This is a genomic window from Pseudomonas sp. 5.2, from assembly GCF_059025405.1.
The window spans coordinates 227,818-247,065 of sequence record NZ_JBYBHH010000009.1 but is presented as its reverse complement, the minus strand read 5'-3'; the positions used below and the strand labels follow the sequence as shown (position 1 = coordinate 247,065).

The window sequence follows — 19,248 nt, the reverse complement described above, 5'->3', positions numbered from 1 at the left end:
CCAGGAATATTGGCCCGAAACAAACGTAGGAGCGAGCGTTGCTCGCGATGCGCCGCGCGGGCGGCGCTCGATCTCCCAGGCGCCGCCCCCCTAAAGGCGAACACCTACCAGCCCCCACACAAACTCAAATCTGCAACACCAAGGCCTCCAACTGCTCCTGCCGCTCCGCCTGATTCACCCGCGCCCCGGGGTTGAGCGTCGACCACTGCGGATGCGCCCGCGCCTTGACCAACGCCTCAGGCAACTTGCCCTCGCGCCAGGTCTTCTCGTCCAGCTCGCCCAGGCGAATGCTGTCTTGCGCGGCATGCCCGCGGTTATCCAGGGCCACCATCAACTGCTGCTGGCGCAACGCCAACAGCCGCAACACCGTATCGTCCACCGTCAGCTCACGCTGCCCTTTGAGCTTGCCCATCAACCGCGACCCGTAATTGCGTGCCGTCTGCAGCGCGCCGCCTGCGATCGCACCCGCCAAGGCCGCCGCACCCAGGGTCAGGCCACCGACCAACAGATCGACCCCGGCCCCGGCCGCAGCGCCCGCCGCCACGCCACTGCCCAGGCGTACGCCCAGCAGCTTCAAGGTCTCGGGGTTGAACAGGTCATCGCCCCAACGACCGTCCAGCAACGGCAAATCACTGGCGTGGGCGTCTTCGCGGCGGAAGGCATACAGCTTGAGCAGCGCTTCGACACAGCGCTGTTCGCGTTGCCGCACATCCTGGCGCAGCGCTTCGATGGCCTTGGCTTCGGCGGCCGGTTCGGCCACCACGCTGCGCCGGCAGGCGGCGCAGTCGAGCAGCAGCTCGGCGATCAGGCGTTTACCGCTTTGATGGCGGGCTTGGCGTTGCGCCTGTTGGTCGTCGATCAGCCGTTGCAGGGCAGGGCGGGCGTCTTCCAGCAGCAGGGCCAGGCTTTCGTACAGGCGGCGCTCGCCGTCTTCCGGCGGGGCCACGCTGTCGAACCGCACCAAGGCGTGAAGGCCAAGCCGGGCAAGGGCTTCACGCCATTCGGGCTCGCGGTGCTGGCTGCTGGCGACGAAGTTGAGCACGGGTAGCAGCGGCTTGCCGCAACTGGCCAGCACCTCCAGTTCGTCGCGGTACTTGGCCAGCACCGGCTCGCGGGCGTCGATCACGTACAGGCCGGCATTGCTGGCCTGCAACTGGCGCAGCACCTTGGCTTCCTGCTCGAAGCGTTGGCGTGCCTCACTGCCTTGGAGGAAGCGTGCCAGCCGGGCCGGGCCGTCCAGGCGCTCACCTGGGCGCTCCAGCCGCTCGAGGTAGTCGAGCAGGGCAATGGCGTCTTCCAGGCCTGGGGTGTCATACAGCTCCAGCAGGGGCTCGCCGTCCACCGACAGGCGTGCGCCCTCCACATGGCGGGTGGTGCTGGGGCGATGGGACACCTCGCCAAAGCTCACGTCGCGGGTCAAGGTGCGCAGCAGCGAAGTCTTGCCGACGTTGGTGTGGCCGACCACGGCCAGTTTAAGCGGCTCAGTCATGGCCATGCTCCAACCAGGCCAAGGGCGAGGTGTCGGCGTGGGGCAGGCCGAGGCGGTCCAGCGCTTCGTGCCAGTCGCCCAGGCGCTCGGCGTCCAGGGCCTGGCCTGGGGCCGCCTGCAGCAGCCAGATACGGGTGGCGCCGGCGTTGCGTGCCAGCTCGGCCAGCAACGCCAGGCTGCCGCGATCGGGCGAACGGCGTGGGTCGCAGGCGATAGCCAGGCGCGCCGGGGGGAAGCGGCTGAGTTGTTCGAGCAGCCGGTTGCGTGATTCACGGCTATCGAGCACGCCGGCATCGGTCACGCTTTTGGGCAGGGCGGGCGGCCAGGTGCGCTGGTCATCCAGCTCCAGGCCAACCAGCAAGGCACCGCTGCTGCCGCTTTCCAGTTGCCCGGCAGCGAAGTGGGGCAAGGTGTCGGGCGCGGCGTCCTGCACACCGATGCGCTCGCTGCGCGGCATAAGGCTTTCGCGCAATGCCGCGTAGCCTGGCAGGCTGAGGTCCAGCGCCAGGCGTGCGCGGCCTTGGCGCCAGCGCCACAGGCACAGTGCGGCCAAGAGCAGGCGTGGTAGCAGGCCATAGACCAGCACCACACCGAGCAACCAGCTGGCCCAGGCCTGGCGGGCCAGGTCCAGGGCCGGCAGCGTGTCGCCGCTGGCGCGGATCATGGCTTCGTCCGGCACGGCAAAGCCCAGCAGCGAAGGCAGGGCGCCGAGCGCCTGGGTCATGTGGATGAACGGCTCGGCGGCAAGCAGGGTGGTTTCCCAGACAAAGCCATAGCGCCGTGTGGCCAGCAACGCCAAGAGCATCGCCAACGCGGTCATCATCGCCAGCAGCCACAGCCCGTGCACCAGCACGCCAAGCAGCCAGCGATTCAGGCGCTGGCGCTGCAGCAGCACCAGCAACGCGGGCGCAAGGTGCGCGGCCTTGGCATCGCGGGCAAAGCGTTCGCTCAGCCACAACCAAAGCCGGCCCAGCCCAGCGCCGTGTTCGCCGCTCAGGCTGAAGCCGATCGCCCAGCTCAGCAGCATCACCAGGTTCAACCCCAGCAGGCTGCCCAGTGCCCAGAACACATTCACTGGGCGTTGGCCATCGCCCAGCGCCGCGAAGGCCAGGCCTGCGCCGCTGAAGGCGGCCATGATCAACAGGGCCAGCAGTGCCAGGCGCGCGCCCTGCTTCCAGTGGCGCAGGGCGGCTGTCATGCCGTCGCGTTCGGCCAGGAACAGCGCGCGCGTTTCAATACGTGTCGCCAGGTCGCCGCCGGCCTGGCGGGCGTGGCGGTTGGCTTCCTGGTCTTCCAGGGGGCCGGCATGTTCCTCGCGCAGGCGTACTGCTTCGGTGAGCCAGCGTTTGTCCAGTGGCGTCGGTCCAGTCACAAGGTCTTCCATTGCACAGGTCAGGGCAGAAGCATAACCCACTCTCAAAATGGAGGGTTCGCAAGGGCTTTCTCGACAGTTAGCTAGATATCTTCAACTGGTTGTTTGGTATTCTCGCCACCATGAAAAAGTCACTCCCCCTCTGCCTCATTGCTGCCATTGGTGCGAACCGTGTAATTGGCATCGAGAACCGTATGCCCTGGCATTTGCCGGGGGATTTCAAGTTTTTCAAAGCTCAAACCATGGGCAAGCCCATCATTATGGGGCGTAAAACCTGGGACTCCCTAGGGCGCCCCTTGCCGGGTCGCTTGAACATCGTTGTTAGCCGTCAGCCAGGGCTGAAGCTTGAGGGCGCGCAGGTGCAACCCTCTTTGGCTGCAGCTATTGATTTGGCAGATAATTGGGCTAGAGAAAATGGCGTAAATGAGCTGATGCTCATTGGCGGCGCGCAATTGTACGGTCAAGCTCTGGAGCAGGGGCTTGTCGATAGAATGTATCTAACTCAGGTCGATCTTGCCCCAGATGGGGATGCCTGGTTTCCTCCGGTCGAAGTGGCTGAATGGGAAATCATTTCCCAAGAGCCTCAGCCTGCTGAGGCTGACGCTCCCAGCTACCATTTCGAAGTTTGGGATCGCCGATGAGTCTTATTGGGGCCGCTATGCGGCCCCAATAACCTCAGGAGTGACTCAACGTTGCATGTTGGTCATCTGCTAACACGTCCTGGTCAGTCTCTTTCAACAGCTGGCTGGTCACCACCCCGGCCGTCATCGAGCCATTCACGTTCAGTGCCGTGCGGCCCATGTCGATCAACGGCTCTACCGAAATCAGCAGTGCTACCAGTTCAACCGGCAAGCCCATGGCCGGCAGCACGATCAACGCGGCGAAGGTCGCACCACCGCCCACCCCGGCTACCCCAGCCGAGCTCAGGGTGACGATGGCGACCAGGGTCGCGATCCACAGCGGGTCGAAGGTGTCGATGCCCACTGCCGGGGCAACCATCACGGCCAGCATGGCCGGGTACAGGCCGGCGCAACCGTTCTGACCAATTGTCGTGCCGAACGAGGCGCTGAAGCTGGCGATGGACTGCGGCACACCCAGGCGACGGGTTTGCGCTTCGATGTTCAGCGGGATGCTCGCGGCGCTGGAGCGGCTGGTGAAGGCGAAGGTCAGCACTGGCCACACCTTGCGGAAGAAGCGCAGCGGGCTGACGCCGGTCGCCGCCAGGATGACGGCATGCACCACGAACATCAGCCCCAGGCCGATGTATGAAACGACGACGAAGCTGCCCAGCTTGAGGATGTCGTCCAGGTTGGAGCTGGCGACCACTTTGGTCATCAGGGCCAGCACACCATAAGGGGTGAGCTTCATCACCACGCGCACCAGGCGCATGACCCAGGCTTGCAGGGTGTCGATGGCCGACAGGGCGCGCGCGCCTTTCTCGGCGTCGTCCTTGATCAGTTGCAGGGCGGCCAGGCCGACGAACACGGCGAAGATCACCACGCTGATGATCGAGGTTGGCTTGGCCCGCGCCAGGTCGCCTACCGGGTTGCTGGGGATGAACGACAGCAGCAGTTGCGGGATGTTGAGGTCGGCGACCTTGCCCGCGTAGTCGCTGTGGATCGCTTGCAGCCGCGCGCTTTCCTGCACGCCAGCCACCAGGCCGTCGGCGGTTAGGCCGAACAGGTTGGTCAAGACGATGCCGATCAATGCGGCGATGGCAGTGGTGAGCAGCAAGGTGCCGATGCTCAGCACGCTGATGCGGCCAAGCGAGGAGGCATTGTGCAAGCGTGCCACGGCGCTGAGGATCGAGGCGAAGATCAGCGGCATGACGATCATCTGCAGCAAGCCGACATAGCCGTTGCCGACCAGGTCGAGCCAGGCGATGGTGGCTTTCAATACCGGGTGGCCAGCGCCATAGATCGTGTGCAGGACCAGGCCGAACACCACGCCCAGCACCAGGCCCAGCAAGACCTTCTTGGCCAGGCTCCAGTCGGTGCGGCGAGTTTGTGCCAGGCCCAGCAGCAAGGCCAGGAACGCCAGCAGGTTGAGAGACAGCGGCAGGTTCATTGAAGCTCCAACAAAAAACAGAAGAGGCATCGCCTCTGTGAGCGATTGCGAACGGAAATGCTAACAGCCTGAAAACAAACGAATTTATACCCAAATGGAATGTGCATAGTCGTTTATGGAATAACGGAATGTCGCAGATAGCAATGAACAGGGCGTTTCAAGCTGCTTGAACGTCGTTGTCAGGGCTTGCTGGGCCGGTAGGTTGGACTAGCGTTTCCCGGTCATTTCAGGAGATTCGCACATGAAGTTCGCTCCGAAAGCCCTCGCCCTGGGTCTGTCCCTGCTGTTCGGGGCCCAAACCTGGGCCACCGAACTCAAGCATTGGCCTGCCGAGGCCGCCAAACAGCTCGACAGCATGATCGCCGCCAATGCCAACAAAGGTAACTACGCGGTGTTCGACATGGACAACACCAGCTACCGCTATGACCTTGAAGAGGCGCTGCTGCCGTTCATGGAGAACCAGGGGCTGCTGAGCCGCGACAAGCTCGACCCTTCGTTGAAGCTGATCCCCTTCAAAGACACGGCTGAGCACAAGGAAAGCCTGTTCAGTTACTACTACCGCCTGTGCGAAATCGACGACATGGTCTGCTACCCCTGGGTGGCGCAGGTGTTCTCGGGCTTCACCCTGAAGGAACTGAAGGCCCAGGTTGACGCCTTGATGGCCTCCGGCAAACCCGTGCCCAGCACCTACTTCGAGGGTGACCAGGTCAAGGCCATCGAGGTGCAGCCGCCCAAGGTTTTTGCCGGCCAGGCCGAGCTGTTCAACAAACTGATGGAAAACGGCATCGAGGTGTATGTCATTTCTGCCGCGTCCGAAGAACTGGTGCGCATGGTCGCGTCCGACCCCAAGTACGGCTACAACGTCAAACCGCAGAACGTGATTGGCGTCAGCCTGCTACTGAAGGACCGCAGCAACGGCCAACTGACCACGGCGCGCAAGCAGATCAGCGCCGGCAGCTATGACCCCAAGGCCAACGAAGGCCTGGAACTGACGCCTTACCTGTGGACCCCCGCGACCTGGATGGCGGGCAAGCAGGCGGCGATCCTCACCTACATCGACGAGTGGAAGCGGCCGGTGCTGGTGGGCGGCGATACGCCCACCAGCGATGGCTACATGCAGTTCCACGGGGTGGACGTGGGCAAAGGGGGCATCCACCTGTGGATAAACCGCAAGGCCAAGTACATGGACCAGCTCAACGGCATGATCGCCAAGCACGCGGCCGCGCAGGCCAAGGAAGGGCTGCCGGTGACGGCGGACAAGAACTGGGTGATCGTCACGCCTGAGCAGATCCAGTAACCCGGTGCAGGTCAGCCGCTTCGGCCGACAATGAGCGTTCTGGCTTGTTGTTGATCGAAGTTCTGCGCCAGCATGGCCACGGCTTCCATGGCGCTTGAGCGCACGCTGGCGCCCTCGGCGCCAAGCGTCTGTTCGGCCACGATGCTGTGCACCTGGTTGATCCCTACGAAGCGGAACCACGCATCGAGGAAGGGTTTTTCCAGGCCGAACGCCTGGTCGGGCGTCTGGGAGTCGGGGCCATAACCCAGCCCGCGGGTGTAGATGGCCACCGCCCGGCGCCCACCCAGCATGCCGTTCAACCCCTGTTCATCGAAGGTGAACAACACGCCCTTGTGCGAAATGGCGTCGATCAAGTGCTTGAGTTTGTAGGGGATGCCGAAATTCCACAGCGGGACGCTGAACACCACTGTATCTGCCCGGTGGAAGCGTTTGGCGAGGGTTTTGATCTGTGCCCAGGCGGCGTTTTGCGCGGGGGAAAGCGGCGCATCGGCAAGCCCGGCGTACTTGGCCGCCAGCAGGTCGCCATCCACTTCGGGCAGCTCGCATTCCCAAGGGTCCAGGCGGTCAACCTCCACGGTTTTGCGCTCGGCCAACGCGGCCAGGAACACTTCGGCAATTTGAGCGGAAACCGAGCGTTCGCCTCTCGGCGATGCACACACATAAAGAACACGTTCAACCACGGGGCTACTCCTGTCAGCGTCGATGGCATTTCCCTGGCGATATACGGCACAGGGGGAGCGCAAAGTCTGATTGAGGACGATCCATTATAGAAATCACGTATGCTCGCCTCATTCAGTCCGATAGGTGATCAATCCGTGTTCGATAGCGTCCTTCTGCGTAGCTTGCTGGCCGTGGCCGACAGCGGGGGCTTCACGCGTGCTGCCGAGCGGCTGCACCTCACGCAATCGGCAATCAGCGCACACATTCGGCGGCTCGAGGCTGAAGCCGGGCACAAGCTGCTGGAGCGGACCACGCGCTCGGTCAGCCTGACTCCGGCAGGCACGCGGCTGGCAGGCTATGCCCGCACCATCCTGGCACTGCATGACGATGCCCGCGCGAGCCTTGGCGTTGGCCGCCGGGTTTGCGGCACGGTGTCCGTGGGGTTGAGCGAGGAGATGGTCAAGGCTCCGATCATCGATTGCCTGCGTCGGTTTTCCGTGGCGCACCCCGATGCCGAGGTTGCCCTGCAGGTCGGCTTGACCGGCGAGTTGCTCGCGCTCATGCACGCGGGTGGGCTGGATATCGTGCTGGGGAGCCGCTGCGGCGGTGATGAGCGTGGCGAGGTGCTCTGGTCCGAGCCGTTGGTCTGGGCGAGAGGGCCGCTGGCGCTGGCCACCGATGATGCGACCTCACCTGTACCTTTGGCGGTGTTTTCCGATCAATGCCCCTACCGTGCGGCGGCCATCGAAGCGTTGGCGCGTGCAGGGCGACAATGGCGGATCGTTTGCCAGAGCCCCAGTGCGGGGGGGCTGATGACTGCCGTAAGCGGCGGGCTTGGGGTAACCCCGGTCACCCGCTCATGCGCACTGGGCGCAGGCCTGCAGGAAGTGACGACACTGCCCGCACTGCCTCACGCGCAGTTCATGCTGACCTCGACGGCGAAGCCAAAGCGCTCGGCGGCCCTGCTGCTGGCGCAGTTGCGCCAATGCGCTTCGCGTGGGGAAGATAGTTGAAAGCGCTGGGGCCGCTCGGCGGCCCATCGCCGGCAAGCCGGCTCCCACAGGTCTGGCGCTAGCCTTGGAGGCTACACAGTTCGGGTGGGAGCCGGCTTGCCGGCGATGGGCTGCAAAGCAGCCCCAATACACTCATCAGGGCCTTACAGCCCGTCGAGCATCGCTTTGTTACGCACCGCACCTTTGTCGGCACTGGTCGCCAGCAGGGCGTAGGCCTTGAGCGCGGTGGTCACTTTGCGCGGACGCACTTCGGCAGGCTTCCAGCCTTTCTTGTCCTGCTCGACACGGCGCTCGGCCAGCTCTTCGTCGCTGACCAGCAGGTTGATCGAACGGTTGGGGATGTCGATCAACACCTTGTCGCCGTCGCGCACCAGGCCAATGGCGCCGCCTGCAGCGGCTTCCGGCGAGGCGTGGCCGATCGAAAGGCCCGAGGTACCGCCCGAGAAGCGGCCGTCGGTGAGCAGGGCGCAGGCCTTGCCCAAGCCTTTGGATTTCAGGTACGAGGTCGGGTAGAGCATCTCTTGCATGCCCGGGCCGCCCTTCGGGCCTTCGTAACGGATGATGACGATGTCACCGGCCTTCACTTCGTCGGCGAGGATGCCGCGCACGGCGCTGTCCTGGCTTTCGAAGATTTTCGCGCTGCCTTCGAACACATGGATCGACTCGTCGACACCGGCGGTCTTCACCACGCAACCGTCGAGGGCGATGTTGCCGTACAGCACCGCCAGGCCACCCTCTTGCGAGTAGGCGTGTTCGAAGCTGCGGATGCAGCCGTTTTCACGGTCGTCGTCGAGGGTTTCCCAACGGGTCGACTGGCTGAATGCGGTTTGGGTCGGGATGCCCGCCGGGCCGGCTTTGAAGAAGGTGTGCACCGCTTCGTCATCGGTCTGGGTGATGTCCCACTTGGCGATGGCTTCTTCCATGCTGCGGCTGTGCACGGTCGGCAGGTCGGTGTGCAGCAGGCCGCCACGGGCCAGCGAGCCGAGGATGCTGAAGATGCCGCCGGCGCGGTGCACGTCTTCCATGTGGTACTTCTGGATGTTCGGCGCCACCTTGCACAGCTGCGGCACTGTGCGCGACAAGCGGTCGATGTCCCGCAGGTCGAACGCCACCTCGCCTTCCTGGGCCGCGGCCAGCAGGTGCAGGATGGTGTTGGTCGAACCGCCCATGGCGATGTCCAGCATCATGGCGTTTTCGAACGCCTTGAAGTTGGCGATGCTGCGCGGCAGGACCGACTCGTCGTTCTCGCCGTAGTAGCGCTTGCACAGCTCGACGATGGTGCGGCCGGCAGTAAGGAACAGCTGCTCGCGGTCGGAGTGGGTGGCCAGGGTCGAGCCGTTGCCCGGCAGGGCCAGGCCCAGGGCTTCGGTCAGGCAGTTCATCGAGTTGGCGGTGAACATGCCAGAGCACGAACCGCAGGTCGGGCAGGCGCTGCGCTCGTATTCGGCAACCTTCTCGTCGGAGGCCGTGGAGTCAGCCGCGATGACCATCGCGTCGACCAGGTCCAGGCCGTGGCTGGCCAGCTTGGTCTTGCCGGCTTCCATCGGGCCGCCGGAGACGAAGATCACCGGGATGTTCAGGCGCAGGGCGGCCATCAGCATGCCGGGGGTGATCTTGTCGCAGTTCGAGATGCAGACAATGGCATCGGCACAGTGGGCGTTGACCATGTACTCCACGGCGTCGGCGATGATCTCGCGGCTTGGCAGCGAATACAGCATGCCGTCGTGGCCCATGGCGATGCCGTCGTCGACCGCGATGGTGTTGAATTCCTTGGCCACGCCACCGGCGCGCTCGATCTCACGGGCAACCAGCTGGCCCAGGTCCTTCAGGTGCACGTGGCCCGGGACGAACTGGGTGAACGAGTTGGCGATGGCGATGATCGGTTTCTTGAAATCTTCGTCCTTCATCCCGGTGGCGCGCCACAGGGCTCGGGCGCCAGCCATGTTGCGGCCTTGGGTGGAAGTCTTGGAACGATAATCAGGCATGAAGCACTCCTGGCGGCTTAATCAGGTCACAAAAAGGGGAGTGAGCTTCTCTTGTCCTATGCGCCTTAGGCCGGTTGCCACTGGCACGGATGGGGCCGAAGACACCACGGGATCGCCGCGTGCTCGACCAGAGCTCATAAACCCGCCGGGGATGACTGGCGATGAATAGGCCGATTCTACACCGCTGGCGCTGTGAGGGAATGGCGATGTGTCTGGGCGGTGGCTTTCGCCTCATGACCGGTCGCTTGTAGGACGCTTCTGAAACGCCGGTTCAGGGGCTGACCTGCCCGCCCAAGCTGACTATGATCCGCCCGCCGCATGTGCGGCTTCACGAGATACACCCTCAATGGACCTTCCCAGTTTCAGTTCATACCGAACTCGCAAATTGGCACTGAGCGCGTCGTCGCCAGGGCTTCCGAAGGCTTGAGCCCCTGTGGCTGAGGTGTGCGGGTGCCTGCGTCGGCGCCTGGAGAACCTCATGCAGCACACCACTGATACGCTCGTTTCACCCCTCGACCTGCGCCAGGCCGCCCAGGCCCGTCGTGACGACCTGCTTCACCCGCAAGGCTACCCCGAAGGCACGGCCGGTTACCTGATGACCAGTGAGTACTCGTGCCTGGATGCCGGCCTCAGCGCCAGCCAGGCCATCGACATGCTGCGCCGCGAGGCCGCCGATGCCGAAACCATCTACCAGTCCTATGTGCTCGACGGGCAGCGCAACCTGCTCGGGACCTTGTCCCTGCGCGAGTTGATCCTGGCGGCGCCTGAGGCGCTGATTGATCACATCATGGTGCACAAGGTCATTTGCGTCTGTACCACGACCCGTCAGGAAGACGTGGCCCGCTTGATCCGCGAGCACGACCTGCTGGCTGTGCCGGTGCTGGACGAAGCCGGGCGGCTGGTGGGCCTGGTGACCTGCGACGATGCACTTGATGTGGTGGTCGATGAGGCCACCGAGGACTTCCACAAAGGCGCCTCCATCACCAACCACGTGGGCAACCTGCGCGATGCCACCGTCAGCCTGCTGTACCGCAAACGGGTGCTGTGGCTGGTGTTGCTGGTCTTTGGCAACCTGTTCTCGGGGGCGGGGATTGCGGCGTTCGAGGAAACCATTGCCGCGCACATCGTGCTGGTGTTCTTCCTGCCGCTGCTGGTGGACAGCGGGGGCAATGCCGGGGCGCAGTCGGCGACCTTGATGGTGCGGGGCCTGGCGACGGGCGAAGTGTACATGCGTGATTGGCTGCGCATGCTCGGGCGCGAGTGCGGGGTTGCGCTGGCGCTGGGGGCGACCATGGCCGTGGCGGTGGCATCGCTGGGCGCGCTGCGCGGTGGGATGGACATTGCCCTGATCGTTGCCAGCAGCATGCTGGTGATCGTGTTGCTGGGTAGCCTGATCGGCATGAGCCTGCCGTTCATGTTCACCAAGCTGAAGCTCGACCCGGCGACGGCCAGTGGCCCGCTGGTGACCTCGATTGCCGATGCGGCGGGGGTGCTGGTGTACTTTGGGATCGCGTCGTACGTGCTGGATATCTGACAGAGCGCATCCCTTAGAGCCCAAGCTCGACCCCTGTGGGAGCGGGTTTACCCGCGAATGCGAGGGTGAATGCACCGACGCTTTCGCGGGTAAACCCGCTCCCACAGGGGGTGGAGGTAATGCACGCTTCAGTGATTGCCCAATCAGCTGTTAGGCAGCAACCGGCAGGTAATGCTCTTGATGTAGCGGGTTTCGGCAATGGCCGGGTGCACCGGGTGGTCCGGGCCTTGGCCGCCGCGCTCGAGCAGTTGCATGTTGCGGTCCAGGTGGCGGGCGCTGGTCAGCAGGATGTTGTTCAGGTCATCCTCGGGCAGGTGCATCGAGCACGAGGCGCTGACCAGAATGCCGTCCTTGTTGAGCATGCGCATGGCCTGTTCGTTGAGGCGACGGTAGGCCGCTTCGCCGTTTTTCAGGTCTTTCTTGCGCTTGATGAAGGCGGGTGGGTCGGCAATGATCACGTCGAAGCGTTCTTCGGCGGCCTTCAGCTCGCGCAGCGCTTCAAATACGTCACCTTCGATGCAGGTCAGCTTCTCGCTGATGCCGTTGAGCGCGGCATTGCGCTCGACGCCGTCCAGGGCAAAAGCCGACGCATCGACACAGAACACTTCGCTGGCGCCAAACGCGCCGGCTTGCACACCCCAGCCACCGATGTAGCTGAACAGGTCGAGCACGCGCTTGCCTTTGACGTAGGGCGCCAGGCGTGCGCGGTTCATGCGGTGGTCGTAGAACCAGCCGGTCTTCTGGCCTTCACGTACCGGTGCTTCGAACTTGACGCCGTTTTCTTCCAGCGGGACCCAGTCCGGCACTTCGCCGTAGACGGTTTCGACGTAGCGCTGCAGGCCTTCGGCATCACGCGCGGCGGAATCGTTCTTGAACAAGATGCCGCTTGGCTTGAGCACTTGCACCAGGGCGGCGATCACGTCGTCCTTGTGCAGTTCCATGGTGGCCGACGCCAGCTGGACCACGAGGATGTCGAAGAAACGGTCGACCACCAGGCCTGGCAGCAGGTCGGAGTCGCCGTAGACCAGGCGGTAGCACGGCTTGTCGAACAGGCGCTCACGCAGCGACAGCGCGACGTTGAGGCGGTGTACCAGCAGCGACTTGTCCAGCGGCAGCTTGATGTCGCGCGACAGCAGGCGCGCGCAGATCAGGTTGTTCGGGCTCAGCGCCACGATGCCCAGCGGCTTGCCGTTGGCAGCCTCGAGGATCGCTTGCTGGCCGGCCTGGAAACCTTGCAGCGGGGTCGCGGCGACGTCGACTTCATTGCTGTAGACCCACAGGTGGCCGGCGCGCAGGCGGCGGTCGGCATTGGCTTTGAGGCGTAGGCTGGGCAGGGACATGACGTCGCTCCGGGAAAAAAGAGCGGGAGTATACCGTGTTGGCCTTCGCTTCGGGGTCAGGCGCGACAAAGTGCTGGCCAGGGCTAAAGCCAGCCGATCCGGTGTTAGAATTCACCGTCCTCAACGAGTGTGTACGCATGTCCCAAGAACTCAGCGCCGAACAGATCCAGCAAGCCTTGCAAGGCATCACCATCCCGCCGCAACCGCAGATCATGGTCGACCTGCAGTTCGAGCAGTACATGCCCGACCCAGACCTGGAAACCATCGCCAAGCTGATTTCCCAGGACCCGGGCTTGTCCGGCGCGTTGCTCAAGTTGGTCAACTCCCCGCATTTCGGCCTCTCCAACAAGATCGGCTCGATCCAGCGGGCGGTGAACCTGCTGGGCAGCCGTTCGATCATCAACCTGATCAACGCCCAGTCGATCAAAGGCGAAATGAGCGACGAGACCATCGTCACGCTGAACCGCTTCTGGGACACCGCGCAGGATGTGGCCATGACCTGCCTGACCTTGGCCAAGCGCACCGGCATGCAGACGGCTGACGAGGCCTACACCCTCGGGCTGTTCCATGATTGCGGTGTGCCGCTGATGCTCAAGCGCTTCCCCAACTACATGGACGTGCTGGAAGAGGCCTATGCCAAGGCCAGCGGCGAAACGCGGGTGGTCGATACGGAAAACCGCGCGTTCAACACCAACCACTCGGTGGTGGGGTACTTCACCGCCAAGTCCTGGCGCCTGCCCGAGCACCTCACGGCGGCCATCGCCAACCACCACAACGCCTTGGCCGTGTTCCGCGACGAGTCTTCGCGCAATACCCAGAGCCAGCTGAAGAACCTGCTGGCGGTGCTGAAGATGGCCGAGCACATCTGCGCGTCCTACCGGGTACTGGGCAGCCAGAGCGTCGACCACGAATGGGAAGTGGTCGGGCCACTGGTGCTCGACTACATTGGCTTGTCGGACTACGACTTCGAAAACCTCAAACAGAATATTCGAGAGCTGGGCGGGCACTGACACATGCCGGAACTACCCGAAGTAGAAACCACCCGGCGCGGCATTGCGCCTCATCTGGAAGGCCAGCGCGTCAGCCGGGTGGTGGTGCGTGACCGGCGCCTGCGCTGGCCGATCCCTGAAGACCTGGATGTGCGCTTGTCGGGGCAGCGTATCGTCAGCGTCGAGCGTCGGGCCAAGTACCTGTTGATCAATGCCGAGGTCGGTACGTTGATCAGCCATTTGGGCATGTCGGGCAATTTGCGCCTGGTCGAGCTTGGCCTGCCGGCGGCCAAGCACGAGCACGTGGATATCGAGCTGGAGTCGGGGCTGATGCTGCGCTACACCGACCCGCGCCGTTTCGGCGCCATGCTCTGGAGCCTCGACCCGCTCAACCACGAACTGCTGCTGCGTCTGGGGCCAGAGCCGTTGACCGACCTGTTCGATGGCGAGCGTTTGTTCCAGCTGTCCCGTGGGCGCTCGATGGCGGTCAAGCCGTTCATCATGGATAACGCCATCGTCGTGGGGGTGGGCAACATCTACGCCACCGAAGCGTTGTTTGCTGCGGGCATTGACCCACGCCGCGAGGCGGGCGGTATTTCGCGGGCGCGGTACCTGAAGCTGGCCATCGAGATCAAACGCGTGCTGGCAGCGGCCATCGAGCAGGGCGGCACGACCTTGCGTGATTTCATCGGTGGGGATGGGCAGCCGGGCTACTTCCAGCAGGAACTGTTCGTCTACGGGCGGGGCGGGATGCCGTGCAAACTGTGTGGCACGACCTTGCGCGAGGTGAAGCTCGGCCAGCGGGCAAGCGTGTTCTGCCCACGCTGCCAGCGCTGAACCACTGTGGGATGTAAGCGCGCCCTGTAGGAGCAGCCTTGCGCTGCGAAGAGGCCGGTGAACGCAGCGAAGTTTTGCAGCGTTTTCACCGGCCTCTTCGCAGCGCAAGGCTGCTCCTACAGGGGAGCGTGCATTTCCTGAGGTCAGCGCTTATCAGGCCTTGCCAGTAATCAGGCGGTACTTGGCCATCAGCTGCTCTTCGGTCTCTGGGTGCGCTTCATCCAGGGGGATGCAGTCGACCGGGCAGACCTGCTGGCACTGGGGCTCGTCGTAATGACCCACGCACTGGGTGCACAGGTTAGGGTCGATCACGTAGATCTCTTCGCCTTGGGAGATGGCCTCGTTCGGGCACTCGGGTTCGCAGACGTCGCAGTTGATGCAATCGTCGGTGATGATCAGGGACATGGGGACTCCGGCCGGGGCTCTCAGCCCGGGCATGTTCAACGCTGTGGGCACAATTGTGCCGCATTCGCGCCCGCAGTGCACGCGGGCGCGATGATCAGGCGTGCAGGCTTACTTCTTGAACCGTTCGGTCAGCGCCTCAGCCACTATGGGGTGGACGAATTTGCTGATATCACCCCCCAATGCCGCGATTTCCCGGACCAACGTCGAGGAAATGAACGAATAACGCTCCGAGGGCGTCAGGAACAGGCTCTCGACATCGGGTGCCAGTTGCCGGTTCATGTTCGCCAGCTGGAACTCGTACTCGAAGTCGGAGACCGCGCGCAGGCCACGCAGGAAGACGTTGGCGCCCTGTTCCTTGGCAAAATGCGCCAACAGGGAAGAGAAGCCGATGACTTCGACATTGGGCAGGTGCTTGGTGACCTCACGGGCCAGCGCAACCCGTTGTTCCAGCGGGAACAGGGGGTTTTTCTTCGGGCTGGCCGCCACTGCGATAATCACGTGGTCGAAGAGCCGCGAGGCGCGCTCGACCAAGTCGCCATGGCCTTTGGTAATGGGGTCGAAAGTACCCGGGTACAACACTCGGTTCATCGCGTCATCCTGGCTGGAGTGCGTTGGGGAGTCGGATGGTAGCGCAGCGATAGCGCCCGGCCAAGTCATGCGGCCGGCTGATGGCACTATAGACAGTGGGTGCATTCGTTGTCATGCGTTGTGTGCCAGGCGGGCGATCAGGGCCTCGGTGAGCTTGGCGCTGATGGCGTACACCGACAATTGCGGGTTGGCGCCGATGCTGGTGGGGAACAGCGAGCCGTCGTGAATCGACAGGTTTTCCAGCTGATGGTGCTGGCCCAGGCTGTTGCACACCGCGTGTCGCGGGTCTTCACCCAGGGCACAGCCGCCCATCACGTGGGCGCTGCCCAGGCGTGTGCGGAACGGCGCCAGTGGCAGGCCGTCGATCATCGTCAGGGCTTCGCCAAGGTTGTTGACGTAGCGGGCATCACTGTGCACCGGCATCACCTGCTCGGCCCCGGCGGCAAACTGGATCTGCGCCATGCTGCGGTAGGCGCGGCGCAAACCGTCGCGCAGGTAGTCATTGACCGGGTAATCCAGCACGGGCGAGCCATCGCCACGCAGCTCGACCGTGCCACCCTGGCTTTCTGGGTGGAAGCCATCGCGCAGCAACGCCAGCATCACGTGGGTATGCGGCAGCTCGGCCATGCGCTGGGCATTTTCGCTGCCATGTCCGCCCAGCAGGGTGCTGGCCAGGGCCGGGTGCAGCGGGGGCACTTCCAGTTTGTAGCCGACCGGGCCGCCGCTGCCGCCCAGCCATTGGAAGTGATCGCTGTAGATGGACTGCGGGGCACCGAAATAGGGGTCGATGCGCGCCTTGAACCGTGCCGCGCTGAAGTTGACCAGGTGCAGGAAGGTGCGTTTGCCCAGGCGGGCGTGTGGGTCGGGAGCGTTGGAGCGCAGCAGCAGGGCTGGGCTGTTGATACCGCCCCCGGCGAGGATGTAGTGGCGGGCGCGCACGCTGATCTGCCGGCCGGTGGGGTTTATCCCTTGGGCATCCAGGGCTGTGCACTGCAACTGGGTAATGCGCTCGCCGTTGTGCTCGAAGCGCTCGGCACGCGCAAGATAGAGCAGCTCGCCGCGCTGGTCGAGGGTGGCTGGAATAGTCGTCACCAGCATCGATTGCTTGGCGTTGACCGGGCAGCCCATGCCGCAATAGCCAAGGTTCCAGCAACCCCGCACGTTGCGCGGGATTACCGCCCAGCGATAGCCGAGTTGTTCGCAGCCACGGCGCAGGACCTCGTTGTTGGCGTTGGGTGGCAAGGCCCAAGGGCTGATGCCCAGCTGCTGTTCGATGCGCTCGAACCAGGGGCCTAGCGCCTCGTTGTCCAAGCCATTGACCTGGTGCTCCCGGGCCCAATGGGCCAGGGTCTGTGGCGGCGTGCGAAAGCTCGAGGTCCAATTCACCAGCGTGGTGCCGCCCACGGCGCGGCCCTGCAGAATGGTGATGGCGCCGTCCTTGCTCATGCGGCCGAGGCCTTCCTGGTAGAGGCTGGCGTAGGCCTCGCTCTCCAGCAGGTGGAAGTCGCTGCTGGTCTTCAGGGGGCCTTCTTCGATTAGCAGCACCTTGAACCCCGCGGCGCTGAGCAACTGCGCGCTGGTGGCGCCGCCAGCGCCGCTGCCGATTACGGCGACATCGGCCTGCAGGGCCAGGTCATGCGTCAGGCGCGAGCCGTCGTGGGTGATCCAGCCGCGTTCGAGGCCTTGGCGAAACGGGTCGATTACAGGCATTGGCAAGGCTCTTGTGGTCGTCAGATCTTCGGTGGCCCTGGGTAGCCGCAGGCAGCCCAGGCTTCCGGCCGTTCATACCAGGCCATCTGCAGCAATTGCAGCAACGAGGCGTGGCCCATGCGCAGCAGGTTCAGCGAACTGTCCTGCCAGCGTTGCAGAAACGCGTTGATCTGCTCGCTGCTGGCCTGCTGCCAGGCGCCCCACACGCCAGTCAGCGGGCCACGGGTCAGCGGCAGGCTGAGCACGTCGAACAGTTGCCGGGTGAGCTTGAGCATTTCTGGCGACAGCGCCGCCAGTTTGTGATCGAGGCTGTGCAGCACCAGCGCCTCGACGGCTTGGGTGCCGGCCAGTACCACCGGGATCAGCGCGCTCAACAGGGGCAGGTCGTCATCACGCAGCACGTTGTAACCGGGCGCGGCCGACTGTGCCGTGCAGCCGACCAGGCTGGTGGTGGCGAGGAAGGCGCTGGCGCCCAGGCTGAAGCGGAGCAAGTCGCGACGCTGCATGGGCTTGGGCTCAGCGAATGAACAGCTTGTAGACCAGGCGCTGCAAGGCCTTGCCATACGGTGGGTAAATCAGGCGTGCAGCGTTCAGGCGCTGTTTGGCCAGCACGGCCTTGGCCTTGCTGAAGGTCAGAAAACCCTCGTGGCCGTGGTAGTGGCCCATGCCGGAAGGCCCGATGCCGCCAAAGGGCAGGTCGTCCTGAGCCACATGCAGCAGGGTGTCGTTCAGGCACACGCCGCCGGAGTGGCTGTGACGCAGCACGTGTTCCTGTTCGCTGCGGTCGTAGCCGAAGTAGTAAAGAGCCAGTGGGCGAGGGCGCTGGTTGATGTAGGCCAATGCCTGGTCGAGGCTGTCGTAGGGCACCAGCGGCAGCAGCGGGCCGAAGATTTCGTCCTGCATCACCTGCATCTCGTCGTTCACGTGCAGCAGCAGGTGAGGGGGCAGGCGTCGGCCCTGGCGCGGCTCGCCTGGGTACAGGTCGAGCACCTGGGCGCCTTGGTCGCGGGCGTCGTCCAGCAGCTGCTGCAGGCGCTGCAACTGCCGCGGGTTGATGATGGCGGTGTAGTCGGGGTTGTCGGCGATACGCGGGAACAGGCGGTGGACGGCGGACTGGTAAGCGTCACTGAAGGCCCCCAGCCGCTCGCGCGGTACCAGCACGTAATCGGGGGCCACGCAGGTTTGGCCGGCGTTCAGGGTTTTGCCGAAGGCGATGCGCTCGGCCGCGCTGTCCAGGGGCACGCTGGCCGAGACGATGGCCGGGGATTTGCCGCCCAGCTCCAGGGTGACCGGGGTCAGGTTGTGCGCCGCGGCCAGCATCACCTGGCGGCCGACGCTGGTTGCACCAGTGAACAGCAGGTGATCGAACGGCAGGCGGGCAAAGGCCTGGGCAACCTCGACCTCACCCAACACCACGCTGACCAGGTCTTCGGGGAACACGCGCGCCAGCAACTGCTGGAGGGCCAGGGCGCTGGCGGGCGTTGCTTCGCTGAGCTTGAGCATGACCCGGTTGCCGGCGGCCAGGGCACAGGTCAGCGGGCCAATGGCGAGAAACAGCGGGTAGTTCCACGGCACGATGATGCCGACCACGCCCAGCGGTTGATAGCGCACCTGCGCGCTGGCGGGCTGGAAGGCCAGGCCGACGCGGCGCCTGCTGGCGCGCATCCAGCGTCGCAGGTGCTTTTCGGCGTGGCGCAGGCCCTGGACCGAGGGCAGCAATTCAGCCAGCAAGGTTTCATCGGCGCTGCGCCCGTCAAAGTCTTGATCGATGGCTTCGATCAGCTGCGTTTGCTCGGCCAGCAGTGCCTCGCGCAGGCTCCTCAGCCATTGCCGGCGCTGGGCTGCCGGGGGTGCGGGGTTACCCGCAAAGGCCAGGCGTTGGGCGGCGAACCTCGCCGTCAGGTCGAGGTCGGAATGCACAGGAGGCACGTCAACGGGCGAGGACATATCGGCTCGACTCTG

At 64.3% G+C, this 19,248-nt stretch carries 17 protein-coding genes; 6 read left to right on the top strand and 11 right to left on the bottom strand.

Annotated elements, in window-relative coordinates; all coding sequences use genetic code 11:
• Positions 1 to 124 precede the first annotated feature (124 nt).
• Positions 125 to 1,489, bottom strand: a complete 1,365-nt coding sequence (locus AC5PZ0_RS16160; RefSeq protein WP_027592304.1) for a GTPase/DUF3482 domain-containing protein — start codon at positions 1,487 to 1,489, stop codon at positions 125 to 127.
• Positions 1,482 to 2,873 (bottom strand): DUF2868 domain-containing protein, encoded by a 1,392-nt coding sequence (locus AC5PZ0_RS16155; protein WP_493855325.1) that lies wholly within the window; start codon positions 2,871 to 2,873, stop codon positions 1,482 to 1,484. Before AC5PZ0_RS16155 ends, AC5PZ0_RS16160 begins: the two co-directional genes overlap by 8 nt.
• Positions 2,874 to 2,983: 110 nt before the next feature.
• On the opposite strand from AC5PZ0_RS16155, the gene AC5PZ0_RS16150 reads away from it, so the two are divergent.
• On the top strand, positions 2,984 to 3,502 hold the full coding sequence (locus AC5PZ0_RS16150; protein ID WP_493855324.1) for a dihydrofolate reductase: 519 nt from the start codon (positions 2,984 to 2,986) through the stop codon (positions 3,500 to 3,502).
• Positions 3,503 to 3,536: 34 nt separating this feature from the next.
• Here the strand turns inward: AC5PZ0_RS16150 and AC5PZ0_RS16145 are convergent, their stop codons facing one another.
• On the bottom strand, positions 3,537 to 4,928 hold the full coding sequence (locus AC5PZ0_RS16145; protein WP_027592307.1) for an L-cystine transporter: 1,392 nt from the start codon (positions 4,926 to 4,928) through the stop codon (positions 3,537 to 3,539).
• 241 nt (positions 4,929 to 5,169) lie between these two features.
• On the opposite strand from AC5PZ0_RS16145, the gene AC5PZ0_RS16140 reads away from it, so the two are divergent.
• Positions 5,170 to 6,225 (top strand): HAD family hydrolase, encoded by a 1,056-nt coding sequence (locus AC5PZ0_RS16140; protein ID WP_252826155.1) that lies wholly within the window; start codon positions 5,170 to 5,172, stop codon positions 6,223 to 6,225.
• Between the two features lie 11 nt (positions 6,226 to 6,236).
• Here the strand turns inward: AC5PZ0_RS16140 and AC5PZ0_RS16135 are convergent, their stop codons facing one another.
• On the bottom strand, positions 6,237 to 6,905 hold the full coding sequence (locus AC5PZ0_RS16135; RefSeq protein ID WP_493855323.1) for an FMN-dependent NADH-azoreductase: 669 nt from the start codon (positions 6,903 to 6,905) through the stop codon (positions 6,237 to 6,239).
• Between the two features lie 135 nt (positions 6,906 to 7,040).
• On the opposite strand from AC5PZ0_RS16135, the gene AC5PZ0_RS16130 reads away from it, so the two are divergent.
• On the top strand, positions 7,041 to 7,898 hold the full coding sequence (locus tag AC5PZ0_RS16130) for a LysR family transcriptional regulator (RefSeq protein ID WP_493855322.1): 858 nt from the start codon (positions 7,041 to 7,043) through the stop codon (positions 7,896 to 7,898).
• A 143-nt stretch (positions 7,899 to 8,041) separates the two neighbouring features.
• On the opposite strand, the gene ilvD is transcribed toward AC5PZ0_RS16130, so the two are convergent.
• On the bottom strand, positions 8,042 to 9,883 hold the full coding sequence (ilvD, locus tag AC5PZ0_RS16125) for a dihydroxy-acid dehydratase (RefSeq protein ID WP_238217633.1): 1,842 nt from the start codon (positions 9,881 to 9,883) through the stop codon (positions 8,042 to 8,044).
• Between the two features lie 478 nt (positions 9,884 to 10,361).
• On the opposite strand from ilvD, the gene mgtE reads away from it, so the two are divergent.
• Positions 10,362 to 11,417 carry a magnesium transporter gene (gene mgtE, locus AC5PZ0_RS16120; RefSeq protein WP_493855321.1) on the top strand — a complete coding sequence of 352 codons (1,056 nt, stop codon included), beginning with the start codon at positions 10,362 to 10,364 and terminating at the stop codon, positions 11,415 to 11,417.
• A 143-nt stretch (positions 11,418 to 11,560) separates the two neighbouring features.
• Here the strand turns inward: mgtE and AC5PZ0_RS16115 are convergent, their stop codons facing one another.
• The gene (locus tag AC5PZ0_RS16115; RefSeq protein ID WP_027592312.1) at positions 11,561 to 12,757 is read right to left on the bottom strand and encodes a class I SAM-dependent rRNA methyltransferase; all 1,197 of its coding nucleotides are present in this window, start codon (positions 12,755 to 12,757) and stop codon (positions 11,561 to 11,563) included.
• A 191-nt stretch (positions 12,758 to 12,948) separates the two neighbouring features.
• Here AC5PZ0_RS16115 and AC5PZ0_RS16110 point away from each other — a divergent pair, with 191 nt between their 5' ends.
• Positions 12,949 to 13,767, top strand: a complete 819-nt coding sequence (locus AC5PZ0_RS16110; protein WP_172960437.1) for an HDOD domain-containing protein — start codon at positions 12,949 to 12,951, stop codon at positions 13,765 to 13,767.
• A gap of 3 nt (positions 13,768 to 13,770) precedes the next feature.
• Complete coding sequence (mutM, locus tag AC5PZ0_RS16105; RefSeq protein ID WP_027592314.1) at positions 13,771 to 14,583, top strand: bifunctional DNA-formamidopyrimidine glycosylase/DNA-(apurinic or apyrimidinic site) lyase; 813 nt, start codon at positions 13,771 to 13,773, stop codon at positions 14,581 to 14,583.
• Positions 14,584 to 14,736: 153 nt separating this feature from the next.
• Here the strand turns inward: mutM and AC5PZ0_RS16100 are convergent, their stop codons facing one another.
• The 5 genes from AC5PZ0_RS16100 to AC5PZ0_RS16080 form a co-directional block, all read right to left on the bottom strand.
• A complete protein-coding gene (locus tag AC5PZ0_RS16100) occupies positions 14,737 to 14,988 on the bottom strand; it encodes a YfhL family 4Fe-4S dicluster ferredoxin (RefSeq protein ID WP_027592315.1) in 252 nt (83 codons plus the stop codon).
• A gap of 108 nt (positions 14,989 to 15,096) precedes the next feature.
• A complete protein-coding gene (coaD, locus tag AC5PZ0_RS16095) occupies positions 15,097 to 15,576 on the bottom strand; it encodes a pantetheine-phosphate adenylyltransferase (RefSeq protein ID WP_016393341.1) in 480 nt (159 codons plus the stop codon).
• A gap of 111 nt (positions 15,577 to 15,687) precedes the next feature.
• A complete protein-coding gene (locus tag AC5PZ0_RS16090; protein ID WP_493855320.1) occupies positions 15,688 to 17,286 on the bottom strand; it encodes a GMC family oxidoreductase in 1,599 nt (532 codons plus the stop codon).
• Positions 17,287 to 17,306: 20 nt separating this feature from the next.
• Positions 17,307 to 17,792 (bottom strand): twin-arginine translocation pathway signal protein, encoded by a 486-nt coding sequence (locus AC5PZ0_RS16085; RefSeq protein WP_099430700.1) that lies wholly within the window; start codon positions 17,790 to 17,792, stop codon positions 17,307 to 17,309.
• Positions 17,793 to 17,802: 10 nt separating this feature from the next.
• Positions 17,803 to 19,233 carry a coniferyl aldehyde dehydrogenase gene (locus tag AC5PZ0_RS16080; protein ID WP_493855319.1) on the bottom strand — a complete coding sequence of 477 codons (1,431 nt, stop codon included), beginning with the start codon at positions 19,231 to 19,233 and terminating at the stop codon, positions 17,803 to 17,805.
• Between the last annotated feature and the right edge of the window lie 15 nt (positions 19,234 to 19,248).